The sequence below is a fragment of the bacterium genome (assembly GCA_021372615.1).
In the GTDB taxonomy this organism is placed as follows: domain Bacteria; phylum Armatimonadota; class Zipacnadia; order Zipacnadales; family UBA11051; genus JAJFUB01.
In genome coordinates, this window is sequence record JAJFUB010000005.1 from 1 (window position 1) to 12,124 (window position 12,124).

Here is a 12,124-nt window from a genome sequence, read left to right on the forward strand (position 1 = left end):
CCCTGGGGCATCCCCAGCACATGGCAGGCGCCATACCAGCCCTTGCGCCAGTCCGTGTGCCAGACCAGCGCCCGGCCCCCGCGGGGCCCCACCCACCAGAACGGGCCCAGGGGAAGCTGCAGCGGCTTGCTGACCATGGCGGTGGGGGAGACGCTCAGATAGGGCACCCCGGCCTCGGCCAGCACGTCGGGCACGCTCCAGCCGGCGCCGGGAACGTCGGTGGTCATGGCCGTGGTGATCTCGAACCCGTGGTCGCGGGCCATGGCCAGCGCCGGCTGCAGGGCCATCTCATACGCGCGCTTGTCCATCAGTTCCGTGGGGTCGAGGAACAGCCCGGCCAGCTCCACTCGCCCCTCGCGCAGGCGCTCGACCATCTCCGGGACGCGCTCGGGCCGCGTGCGGCAGAACTGCACCATCGGCCAACTGAACTCGCAGACCCAGCGGAACTGCGCATCGTCGGAGTGCTCGTCGCTGGCGCGGCAGTAGTCGAGCACCTGCTCCAGGTACTCGACGTGCTTCTCCCAGATGACCGGCTGCAAGTCGGTGTAGCCCACATCCACATGGGTGTGGTGCAGAATATGGACTTCGTTGATGGCCATGGCTACCTCAGTTCCAGTGTGCCGAGTTGGAAGGGGCTTTGCTTGCTGCTATGTCTTCCTGTGAAGTACAGCGTTTCCTGCCCGGGGACGGCGAAGCGGAAGAGGTTGAAGGCCACAGGAGTCGTAGTACGGGCTTCCAGCCCGCGTTGCACGGCGGGGCGGGCTTGAGGCCCGCGTTGCTCGGTAGTGCGGGCTTCCAGCCCGCCCAAGGTCGTCATGGTGGCCGAACTGCTTTGGGCGGGCTGGAAGCCCGCACTACTTGAGGGGGGAATGGGCAACCGCATCTCCACCGTGTACCCGTCCGCGTCCAGGTGGGTCTTCGCCTCCCAGCCGCCGCCGCGCACCGGCCGCGGCTGCTGGAGGCTCCCCTCCAGCCGCGTCCCCTCCAGCGTCACGACGAACCAGCGCTCCTGCCCCACAACACCCAACGCCACGGCCACACGGTCCACCCGCGCCAGCTCCGGCTGCTCCGACAGCGGCGTCAGCTTCGCCACCTCCGGCTCGCCGCAGCGGAAGGCGAAGTACAGGTTTGCGCCATCGTGCAGGCAGACCACCGTTGTCTCCTGCGAGGGCCAGATACGGCCGGTGAGGTTGCGGAAGCGTGTGACGATGGTGCGCGTGCCCGGCGCGTTCGCAGCCTGGGCCGCCTGCCAGCACGCATCGTCGAGCTTGCCATCCACCACCGGCGTGCCGCGCAGCGCGACGGCGAACTTGTCGTCGGCCACCCGCGTGGGGCCGGACGGCCCGGATGGCGCGTCCAGGATGTCCGCGCCCACGCGGAGCGGGAGCTTCAGCATCTCCGCCAGCGCCTGCGGGTCGCTCTGCAGCGTCAGGATCTCGTCCACGACACGCTCGCGCAGGGCGAGCAGGTGGCGCGGATCGCGATCCGCGTGGCGCAGGTCGGGCAGGACCTGCGAGGCCAGGGCCGCCAGATGCTGTCGTGCCACGGCTGGTCCCGCCAGCCGCGCGATCTCCCGCCCGAGCATGTTGCACAGCTCCACGTCCTCCAGCCCGTCGCGGATCATCTCCAGCCGCACGCCGGTCACAGGGTGAGCGTCGGCGATCGCCGTCCCGCGCCCGGTATACATGAGCAGCCCATCGTTGTTGTTCAGCAGCACGGGGTCCGCCGCCGCCTCGGCCCACGGGTCATTCCCCTCGGGTCCCCAGTGGATCGTGTTGATGTACAGGCTGCCGGTCAGGCCATGGCGCGGCTGCGCCCAGAACAGCAGACGCGGCGCGATGGCATCATCATCCAGCAGGAACGTCGGGTAGGGGTACTTGGGGAAGACGCAGGTGTACCACCAGACCTCGGGCGGTGCCGTTGTAGGAGCGGTCACCGAACAGTCGCCCGTGGGAGGGGTCACCGACCCCGAACCGTCGCGCGTGGGAGCGGTCACCGACCGCGAACCGTCGGGGTCGGTGACCCCTCGTACACCCGTCAGGGCGGCGATGCGGTCGTCATACAGGTACACGCTCTCTACATTGGGGCACCAGATCGAGACGGCGCCCTCCAGCTCCGGCTCGGGCTGGATCGTGTCCAGGCGCGGGGTGAGCGGGTCCAGGCCGGTCAGCCGGTCGGAGGCGGCCCATACTTCCGACCACGACCGGCGCGGCGGCTCATCGAGCAGGTAGTAGAAGCAACGGTCGAGCCACCCCTGGCGCTTGACGAAGGCGATGGCGTCGGCCAACTCCTGGTCTGTGCCACCATACGGCAGCCGCACACCGTTGACGCGCGGGTCGCGCATGTACCGGTCGGCGTGGCGGATGTCCACGGGCAGCGACATCGGGCACAGCCGATGGTCGAGCATGAAGGCGAAGAAGCGGTCAAAGACGCGCTGCTTGAGCTGGAGGGGCCGGCTATCAGCCGGCCCGCCGTCCAACCCGAACCGCTTCGCAATGCCGTCCCACCAGACGTAGTACGAGGTGCGGGTCGTGGGCGTGCGGGGAATGGTCAGCCGCCAGACGCGGAGACGGATGGGGACGCGGACCTCGCCCCCGTCCAGTGCCGACACCCCCTGCCCCAGTGCCGGCGTCCCGCCGGCCAAAGCTACCACCCTCCCGTCCAGTGCCGGCGTCCCGCCGGCCAAGGTCGAGGCCGCGCCGCCGTCCCCGGACCGCGCCTGGGCCGGCGAGACGCCGGCACTGGGCGGGGAGGGAGGGGACCGCCGAACGACGACCTCTCCCTCATACAGCCCCGGCGCCACCCCCTCCGGCACGCGCACGCCGACATAGACGGGCTGGTTGCGGTCCGGCGTGAGCGTCACCGTACCGCCGACCGGCAGCACCTCGGGCCAGTAGCGCTCCCGCTGCCCGTTGCCCGACAGGTGCGAGACATGCACGTAGACGGCCGGATGCAGCGAGACCTGCGAGGTGGAGATGACGCGGCCGGAGGCGCTGATGAGGTCACTCACGCTGAGCCGCAGCGTCATCGGCTCGGGCGAGCGGAAGACGATCTGCCCCCACTCGACCTCATTGCGGCAAGCCTGCAGGCGAATGGCGTTGCCGCTGCCGGCAGGGGCGTCAGGGAAGACCTTCGTGAGCGCGGGGGCGGTCCAGAGGGCAAGATCAGCCGCCGAGCCGACCGACAGCGCACCGGCCAGGACGACCAGTGCCAGCGCGGCTGTCGGTCGGAGGGCGCGAGGCATGTGCATGGCGCATACGAACGGCGGGCCGGCTAGTAGCCGGCCCCTCCCACGGCGACGACTGCGGCGGCGGCGCGGGCTGCAAAGCCCGCGCTCCAACGGCAACGGCATGCCAGCTGGAAGCTGGCGCTCCTACGGACCTACAGCTCCGCCAGCGTCTTCTCCAGCGCGTCGCAGCTTTGTTCGGCCTGCTCCATCGTGACGACCAGCGGCGGGGCGACGCGGATGACCTGGCCCCACCAGCCGACGCGGCCACAGACGACGCCATTGGCCACCAGCGCGTCGCAGATGTGCTGGCACAGGTCGCCCGCCGGCTCCTTGCTCTGCTTGTCCTTGACGAACTCCAGGCCCATGACCAGGCCCTTGCCACGGGCATCGCCGCAGACGTCGAACTTCTCTACCATCTGCTGCAGCCGCCCCAGCATGTACGCGCCGACCGTGCGGCAGTTCTCCAGCAGGTTCTCTTCCGCGATGATGTCGAGCACCGCCACGGCCGCCGCGCAGGAGACGGGGTTGCCGCCGCTGGTGGACGACATCTCCCCGACGCCCTCCAGCAGCCCGCTCTCGAACATCGTCGCCGCCGTCGGGATGCCGCTGCCGATGCCCTTGCCCAGGCACAGGATGTTCGGGCTGAGGCCCTCGTGCTCGATGCAGTACATTTGCCCGGTGCGGCCGAACGACGCCTGCACTTCGTCCACGATGAACAGCACCTCATGGGCGCGGCACCATTCCTGCACGCGCGTCAGCCAGCCGTCGGGCGGAAAGATGAAGCCCGCGCCGCCCTGGTAGGGCTCCAGGATGAGCGCCGCGACATCGCCGGTGGACTCGGTGGCGACGATATGGTCGAGCCACGTAGCGCAGAAGTGGTCGCACTTGTCGCAGGTCATGCCGAACGGGCAGCGATAGCAGTAGGCATACGGCGAGTACAGCGTGCCGGGCATGAGCGGGCCCCACTGCTTCTTGGTGCCCTGCTTGCCGGCCATGCTCATGGCGCCCCAGGTGCGACCATGGAAGCCGCCCCAGAAGGAGATCATCTCGTGCCGGCCGGTGGCGCGCTTGGCCACGCGCATGGCGGCCTCGGTCGCCTCCGAGCCGGTGGTCAGCAAGAAGGCGCTGTCGAGGTTCCTGGCGCAGGCGGGCATGGACTCGACCAGACGCTTGGCCAACTCCGAACGCACCGGGGTGCGGTAGTCATACGGGCACATGAGCCGAGCGACCTGATCCTGGATCGCCTTGACGTGCTTGGGGTGGCAGTGGCCGATGTTGGTCACCAGCACGCCAGACGTCCAGTCAATGTACTCATTGCCGTCCACATCGCGCACGATGCAGCCCTCGGCGCTGTCCCAGACGATGGGCGACTGGCCGGAAGTGCATCCTTTCTCGTATTGCTCGGACATCTGCAGGAATGCGGCCGACTGCGGGCCGGGGATGTTGTACTTGGACATGGGAGAAGACCTCGCTGAGCGTTGGATCGTTGAACCGCTGAGTGCGGGTAGGTGACAGGTGACAGGTGACAGGTAACGGGTACCAACGGCGAGCCACGGGCTGGCTCCTCATCCATGCGCCGTTGCCGTCCGCGCCGCAGGCCCCGGCATACGCAGACGGGGGCGGGACGCGCCGTTGCCGTCCGCGCCGCAGGCGCCGGCGTACGTAGGCGGGGGCGTGAGCCCCCGTTCGCCGCTCCCCCTCCGACGCGCCCCGAAGGGGCCGCCGGATCATTGTACCACGGCGAGGGCGAACCCCACGACGCACACGGCCAGGATGAACCCCACCAGGGCCGCCGCGATGGCGATGGTGCGCCGGTACGGCGCGAGCCCCGCCAGCAGCCGCCAGACGCCTCGCAACTCCAGCGCCAGCGCCGCGAGCGCCGGCGGCATGAACAGCCACGGCAGCCATGCGGGCGAGGCTACGTTGTGCTGGCGCAGGCAGACGGCGATGAAGCCTGACCAGTCGCAATACCCGTCAGGCCGCGACACCAGCCAGGCGGCCACCGGCATCGGGACCACCAGCGGCCAGCACAGCGGCCACAGCTTCGCGGTGACCTCGCGAAAGCGCAGCGGCGCCTGCCCGAACAGGCGCGGGGCCCGGGCCAGTGACAGCCGCCACAGCACGCCCGCAGCCGGGAAGCACGCCATCCACAGCCAGGCCTGGGCGGCCGTGGAGAACCGCTCGTCAACCGCCACATAATACATGAAAGGCGCGCCCAGCGCCACCAGTCCCGGCAACGGGGCCAACGCGCGACGGTAGTAGGTGACCGTGTAGTACAGCCCGAGGCTCAGGCCGAGGGCCAGGTCCAGCGCGCAGGCGAGGGCGAAGGGTCGCATGAGGGGCATCGTTTCAACTCGCTGGCTCGTCACACCTGCCGCGGTTTTCGGGGGCGCAGGTGCCCCCGCCGCGTCTGACGAAACTGGGGCCCCGATGGAAAGCACAACGCCACAGACCACGCCCGCTACAGCCGCCTTGCCACGCACCAGCTCACGTGTCGAGATGCTCGGCCTCCTGGCCGGCCTGGCCATCTTCGCCCTCGGCCAGATCATCCTGCGCCACCTGTACATTGACGACGCCTGGATCTCGTTCCGCTATGCACGGCACTGGGGCGAGGGCCTCGGCCCCGTCTACAACGTGGACGGCACCCACGTCGAAGGTTATACGAACTTCCTGTGGGTGGCGCTCCTAGCGGGGCTGCATCGCCTGGGGCTGCCGGTGCCCGAGACCGCCAAGGTCCTTGGAGGGCTGCTCGGTGCCGGGGCGATCGTCTTGCTCTGGGGCCTGCCACGGCGCGTCGGCTTGCCCCAGCGGCTGCCGGCCACGGCGCTGCTCGTGGGCCTGTCCGGCCTGATGGCCACGGCCTGCGCCCAGGGCCTGGAGACGGCGCTCCTGATCTTCCTGCTGGTCCTGTTGGTGACGGTGCTGCCGGGCGAGGCGGAGACACGGGTCGCCTGGCGCAGCGCGCTGGTGCTATTGGCGCTGGCGCTGACGCGGCCCGACGGCCTGCTCTGCCTGCCCGTGGCGGTCCTCGTGCTGCTCCTGCTGGCGATCGCTCGGCCCGAGCGCCGCAAGGCGCTGCTGGGCAACGCCGCGCTCTTGCTGGTGGTGGTAGGCGCGGGAGTCGCGGCACACATGCTGTGGCGCCACGCCTTCTACGGGGACTGGCTCCCCAACACCTTCTACGCCAAGGCCGGCCCGGTGACGGCGCGCACGCTGCCGGGCATGATACTGACCGGCCTGAGCCACTGGGTCGCGGGCTTCTGGGGCGATGTGGGCGGTGTGGTCATTCTGTGCTGGGCGTTGGCGGCGGTGTTCATGGGCGGGCGCGAGTGGCCGTGGCTGGCGCTGGCGGCGGGGCTGCTCCTGGCGCGGATGCTGTTCGTGGCGGTGTTCGGAGAGGCCTACATGGGGCATTGGCGCTTCATGCTGCCGACGCTGGTGCTGGCGCTGTGCCTGGTGGAGCTGTCGGTCCAGCGCATGCTCAGCCTGGCCGGCGGCGCACGGGCCCTCCAGCGTGGCCTGCTCGCCCTGCTGGTGCTATATGGGCTGTTCAGCGGCTATCGCTTCATGGCCGAGATGCGGGGCGGCCTGGTCTCGGTGGCCGAGAGCGCGACGCACGAGCAGATGGGGGCGTGGCTGCAGCAGCATGCCCAGCCCGGTGACGGCCTGGCCATGTTCGACGCCGGTATGGTGCCGTACAAGTCACCCAACATGCGCGTCATAGACACCGGGGGCCTCAACGACCGCACCCTGGCGCGCCTGCCCGACTATCGCAGGGGCAACCCGGCCGCCGCGCGGTACGTGATGGACGCTCGCCCCCGGTTCATCCTGCTGTGGACCACGAGGCCGTGGCCCGAGGGCGGCTCCGGGTATGCCTACGAGCCGACCACGAAGGGCCTCCAGGACCAGTCGGAGCTACGGCGGGACTACCGCTTCGCGGCCCAGTGGCAACACGCGGCGGGTCACTGGTTCATCATGATGGAGCGCGAGTAAGGGGGGAGAAGACGTCACCCCTCCCTGCAGGGAGGGGTCGCTGCGAAGCAGCGGGGGTAGGACGCCGTATGGCTGCCTGACGCAACGACGAACGGCGTCCTACCCCCTGCCCCTCCGGCGCTCGCAGGCGAGCGCGCAGGGAGGGGGACGGCAAAGGCGACGGCAAACGGCCTGCCAGCAGGATGCTGGCGCTCCTACGGCTAGGCTAGCCGGTCGTAGACCGCGTACGGCACCGCCCCGAAGACCTTCTTCCCCGCCACGCACTGCTTCATCGCCTTCAGGCCGTTCTCACCGATCTTGAAGTACCCGTAGAACCCCGCGCCCGAGATGTGGGGCGTGATGTACACGTTCGGCAACTCGCGGAGCGGGCTGTCGCTCGGCAGCGGCTCGGGCGTCGTGACATCCAGGCACACGTAGATGCGTCGGGCCTTGGCTTCCCGGTACAGGGCGTCCTGGTCAAGCACGCGGGGGCGCGCCGTGTTGATGAGCGTGGCGCCGTCCTTCATCAGCTTGAAGTGCTTCTCGGTGATCATGCCATCGGTCTCGGGCGTCGTCGGCGTGTGAATCGTGATGTAGTCAGAGGTCTTGAACAGCGTCTCCAGGCTGGCCTTGCGCACGCCGAGCTTCTTGGCCTCGGCCGGGCTCAGGTACGGGTCGTAGCACAGCAGCTTCAGGTCCCAGCTCGACAGCAGCTTCATCACGTGCCGGCCGACCTTGCTGGCGGCCACAATGCCCACCGTGGCGCCCTGCAGGAACTGCCCGTTCCACGGCGCTACATCAGCCCGCCAGCGCCCTGTCGCGCGGAAGTCGTTCACGAACGGCAGCCACTGGTGCCCGAGCATCATCATCAGGCCCACGGCCGACTCGGCCACGTTGTAGCCGATCGCCTCGTTGGCCGAGTAGGTCACTATGTTGCGCGGGATGAGGATGTCCCGCACGACCTCGGGGGACAGGATGTGTTTCACCGACCCGGCGAAGTGCGCGTACATCTTCAGGTTGACGGCCTTGTCGAAGACCTTCTCGGTCAGCGGCGGGCTACCCCAGCCACCCAGGAGGATGTCATAGTCGGCGATCTTGCGCGCGATGGCCGCCGTGTCCGGCATCTTGTCCGTCTTGTTGAAGGTCACGTCGAACTCGGCCTTCATCTTCTCCTGGTCCTCAGGCCGCATCACGCGGGCAAGACCGTCCTTGGTCAGGATGCACCACACCTTGGCTTTGGCAGTCATGTTCACAGCAACTCCTCGTGCTCTGGATGTGCCATGCTTCCCGCTCGCTGCTCGCCATACCTGCCGCCTGCCTGTAGAACCGGCAAGACGCCCCGAGCCGCGGGACGTCTTGCACCGAGTGCGGCAGTCCGCTACGGCCCCCCCCGCCTAGTGCTGCCATGCCACCATGGCGTCCATGCCCGGTGTCAACGTCTCCCGTCTGGCCCAGGCCGTGTCCCCGGTCAGCGCGCTCGCACCCGTGAAGGCCATCACGGCGCCACTGACGTCACCGACGAACAGCACGTCGTCATTGTCGAAGGCATCCAGGGATACGGGCTCATTGACGATGCCCGTGGCAGCGCCCTGGACGAGGCGGAGTGTGACTGCTCCGGCGCGGGTAGAGGCCGCCGTGATGATCCCCACTGCCTGGGGCCGCCCGACATAGAGGATGTCCTGCCGCCGGGCATAGGCGATGCCCATGCCCATCGTCCCTCCGCTAGCGCCCAGTCCGGTCATCACCGCCGTCGGCGTCCAGATCATGCCGTCCTGAGCCGAAGCACTGCCCAGCCCGACAATCACCTGCTGCCCGCTGCCGTCCGTGCCGCGCAGGTACAGGCGGTCGGCCGTCGCATCGCCGGTGAGGCCCCGAATCTGGTAGCCGGGGAAACTCATCGTGCGCACGACCGCCTGGGTGCCGAAGGCCGTAGCGGCGTTCGGCCACACCAGCACCTGGTTGTTGCCCAGCGGGGCACAGTACAGCAGATCCCGGCTCTCATCTACCCAGATGGGCCCGGAGAGTTCGGTGCTGCACTGGAACACGGCATTGTCGGTCATGGCCTGCAGGGGACCGTCGAGCCGGTGCACCCCATGCTCCGTCCCCAGCCACAGGTTCCCCTCCTCGGTGAGGTACATGCTCTCGCCCGGCACGACCTGGGCGGGAGAGGTCAGTTCCATCGGTCCGATCTGGGCGGGCAGGATGTACTCCCACCAGTACTTCTGCAGGTACATGCGGGTGCTGCTCTCGCGGTTCGCCAAGACATGGTAGTTATGAGGGGTGGGAGGCGGCACGATGGGCGTTCCCATCGTTCCCGGCAAGCCCGGAGTTGCAGTCTCAGTCCCGTGCGGGTACCCGGATCCCCATCCGGCGACCGCCGAGCCCTTGCTGCCTCCGTCGCCGGGTGGGTTTCCGTTGCCGCCGTTGGCTCCGTTGCCGCCATAGGCGGTCGCGTTGCCGCCCGGGCCGTGCTTGTCATCGAGCGGGCTGCCACTGCCGCCACTTCCCCCCTCGGCCTGGGCCTTCCCACCGTCGCCCCCGTCGCCGCCTCGGAGATCGACTCTGCCCAGGCCGCCGTCCCCTCCGTTGCCGCCCTGCGCGAATGCATCACCCCCACCGCCCGAATGCCACTGCGTCGGGTCAACAGACCAGCAGTTGGCCGAGCCTCCGTGGCCTCCTGTGGCTAAGGCATTGCCCCCGGCGCCCCCGTTCTGCCCGGGCCCCCCCGCGCCGCCGGCTCCGCCAATGACCTCGGCGTCGCCACCCCGGCCGCCATACAGAGGGTCGTACGCGCCCACGCCGAAGAGGGCGCCAAACAACTGGAGCTTCGACCTGTGTACGTCATCGGCCTCACCGCCCGCTCCCCCCGTCGCGGTGACGTCCACGCCATCCCTGCCCGCTGCTCCCAACGGGCCACTGTAGCGGACCGAGGAGCCGTCCCCGCCCTTCGTGGCCCCGTCGCCGCCATCGCCGCCCACGATCTCAACGGCACCCAATTCACGGGTCGCCACGGCAGTCCTGGTGGAGCGCTGCGCCGCCGGCGCCGCACTCGCCCCGAAGGTGGAGTCGCCGGCGTCGCCCCCCGCTCCCCCCCCCACGACCCCCTCCGTGACGCGCGCCAGCTTCCACGGCTGGCCCGTGGCCGGGTCTGTGGCGTCCTCAACCGTGACACCGTCCACACCGCCGATGCTCCCCATGAGCCGCCCCGCATCGCCGCCTGCGTTCGGCAGTGTCTCCGGCATCGTGATGCTCTCGAGTTGCGCCGTCGGCACGGTCCCGTTGCCGCCGTTGCCACCATTGCCATAGACGAGCAGATCGGGGCCGGGGGTAATGTGCCACGTGCCCGTCGGGCACTCGATCGTGATGTCGCCGCCGTTGCCGCCGGCGCCTCCAAAGGTCCCGTTGCCCCCGTTGCCCCCGTCGCCGGACCGCAGCGAGGCTCCGCCGCCGGCCTGCTTGGGACGCGCTCCGGCCACGACGGCCGTTACGCCGAGGGTGACGCCGCCGGCGGCCGACTTCAGGGCCACGCTCCCGCCGGTGCCACCGTTGCCGCCCGCCCCCGTGCTACTGCCGTCCGTACCGGCCCCCGCCTCGATGCGGCCGGCCACCACGATCTCGCTTTGCGCCTCGATGGTGATGCTCCCCCCGTTCGCGCCGCTGCCAGTGCTCGCCAACGAGACCAATTCCCCCTCGACCTCCGCGGTCTGGCACTGAACCGTGACATCGCCCTCCGCACCGACCCGCTCCCCCGCCGCCACGCGGAAGTCTGTCACCGTCACCACGCCGCGTAGGACACGCGCGAAGTCGCGCCCGCCATGCCCGCCGCAGCCGTCCATCAAACACAACGCCAGGGAGAAAGCCACAATCGGCAAGACGTGGATCGTTGTCACGCGTCGCACTGAGCAGCACCTCCTCGGGCTAAGGTTGCCCATACGCTACGCCTTCGCCGAGTCTTGGTCGTCCCCTCCTTATATGGTAATCTTCTGTTATATCTGCGGACACAACACGGGGACGCTCGTGACAGAGCGTCCCCGTGGGAAAGCGCGAGGTGCGTCGCGCGTCTACCGGCAGTCGGCTACCACCGGATTGCGCAGTACGCCAATGCCCTCGATCTCGATCTCGATTACGTCGCCTGCCTGCATGTACACCGGCGGCTGGCGCACAAAGCCGACACCCTCGGGCGTGCCGGTCATGATGACCGTACCGGGAAGGAGCGTCAGGCTGTGGCTCAGGTAGCTCACCAGCTGGCGGCAGTTGAAGATCAGGTCGGAGGTGTTCGAGGCCTGCATGACCTGCCCGTTGAGCCGCGACCCGATGGCCACGTTGTCCGGGTCCAGTTCCGTCTCGATCCACGGCCCGAGCGGGCAGAAGCTGTCGAAGCTCTTGCCCCGCGCCCACTGGCCGCCATCCAGGCGGATCTGGCAGTCGCGCGCGGATACGTCGTTCCCGCAGGTGTAGCCCATCACGTACTCGAGGGCCTCCGCCTCCGAGACGTTGCGGGCGGTCTTGCCGATGACCAGGCACAGCTCGGCCTCGTAATCCACCTCGGTCGGCGCCATGTGCGGCAGGACGATCGGGTCGTTGGGGCCGATGACCGAGGTGGTCGCCTTCAGGAACATCAGCGGCCGCTCGGGCAGCTTCATCTGCGACTCGACAGCATGCTTGCGGTAGTTCAGCCCCAGGGCGATGACATTGGGCGGGCAGACCGGGGCCAGTAGCCTCCCCTCCGACAGCTTGACGACCTGACCGGTCCGCGACTGGTCCGCCAGGGCCAGTAGCTCGATCTCCTGCCCCTCGACGATGCCCTGGCGGGTCTCGTTCTGGTACTCAAAGCGCGCAATCTTCATGCAGCACTCCCCATCCATGCAGCGGTGTAGGAGCGGTCACCGACCGCGAACCTCTGCTCGCGTGGGAGCGGTCACC

At 69.1% G+C, this 12,124-nt stretch carries 7 protein-coding genes and 1 pseudogene; 1 reads left to right on the forward strand and 7 read right to left on the reverse strand.

What is annotated here, in order from left to right; translation table 11 throughout:
* The 4 genes and pseudogenes from LLH23_00275 to LLH23_00290 form a co-directional block, all read right to left on the reverse strand.
* The coding region (locus tag LLH23_00275; protein MCE5236910.1) for a hypothetical protein at window positions 1-599 on the reverse strand (599 nt) is incomplete at its 3' end.
* A gap of 980 nt (window positions 600-1,579) precedes the next feature.
* Window positions 1,580-2,344 (reverse strand): annotated as a pseudogene (locus tag LLH23_00280) (DUF4091 domain-containing protein).
* Between the two features lie 1,037 nt (window positions 2,345-3,381).
* Window positions 3,382-4,686, reverse strand: a complete 1,305-nt coding sequence (locus LLH23_00285; protein MCE5236911.1) for an aspartate aminotransferase family protein — start codon at window positions 4,684-4,686, stop codon at window positions 3,382-3,384.
* A gap of 270 nt (window positions 4,687-4,956) precedes the next feature.
* On the reverse strand, window positions 4,957-5,565 hold the full coding sequence (locus LLH23_00290) for a hypothetical protein (protein ID MCE5236912.1): 609 nt from the start codon (window positions 5,563-5,565) through the stop codon (window positions 4,957-4,959).
* Window positions 5,566-5,728: 163 nt separating this feature from the next.
* On the opposite strand from LLH23_00290, the gene LLH23_00295 reads away from it, so the two are divergent.
* Entirely contained in the window at window positions 5,729-7,222 is a 1,494-nt protein-coding gene (locus tag LLH23_00295; GenBank protein MCE5236913.1) for a hypothetical protein, read from the forward strand.
* Window positions 7,223-7,422: 200 nt separating this feature from the next.
* On the opposite strand, the gene LLH23_00300 is transcribed toward LLH23_00295, so the two are convergent.
* The 3 genes from LLH23_00300 to LLH23_00310 all read right to left on the reverse strand — a co-directional run bounded on the left by LLH23_00300 (window position 7,423) and on the right by LLH23_00310 (window position 12,048).
* On the reverse strand, window positions 7,423-8,448 hold the full coding sequence (locus LLH23_00300) for a hydroxyacid dehydrogenase (protein MCE5236914.1): 1,026 nt from the start codon (window positions 8,446-8,448) through the stop codon (window positions 7,423-7,425).
* Between the two features lie 147 nt (window positions 8,449-8,595).
* The gene (locus tag LLH23_00305; GenBank protein MCE5236915.1) at window positions 8,596-11,100 is read right to left on the reverse strand and encodes a hypothetical protein; all 2,505 of its coding nucleotides are present in this window, start codon (window positions 11,098-11,100) and stop codon (window positions 8,596-8,598) included.
* Window positions 11,101-11,262: 162 nt separating this feature from the next.
* Window positions 11,263-12,048 carry a fumarylacetoacetate hydrolase family protein gene (locus tag LLH23_00310; protein MCE5236916.1) on the reverse strand — a complete coding sequence of 262 codons (786 nt, stop codon included), beginning with the start codon at window positions 12,046-12,048 and terminating at the stop codon, window positions 11,263-11,265.
* Window positions 12,049-12,124: the final 76 nt, after the last annotated feature.

What these genes read in the sequence shown, in the direction of transcription:
- LLH23_00285 (MCE5236911.1), bottom strand. Translation starts at nt 4,686, where the DNA reads ATGTCCAAGTACAACATCCCCGGCCCGCAGTCGGCCGCATTCCTGCAG.
- LLH23_00290 (MCE5236912.1), bottom strand. Translation starts at nt 5,565, where the DNA reads ATGCGACCCTTCGCCCTCGCCTGCGCGCTGGACCTGGCCCTCGGCCTG.
- LLH23_00295 (MCE5236913.1), top strand. Translation starts at nt 5,729, where the DNA reads ATGCTCGGCCTCCTGGCCGGCCTGGCCATCTTCGCCCTCGGCCAGATC.
- LLH23_00300 (MCE5236914.1), bottom strand. Translation starts at nt 8,448, where the DNA reads ATGACTGCCAAAGCCAAGGTGTGGTGCATCCTGACCAAGGACGGTCTT.
- LLH23_00310 (MCE5236916.1), bottom strand. Translation starts at nt 12,048, where the DNA reads ATGAAGATTGCGCGCTTTGAGTACCAGAACGAGACCCGCCAGGGCATC.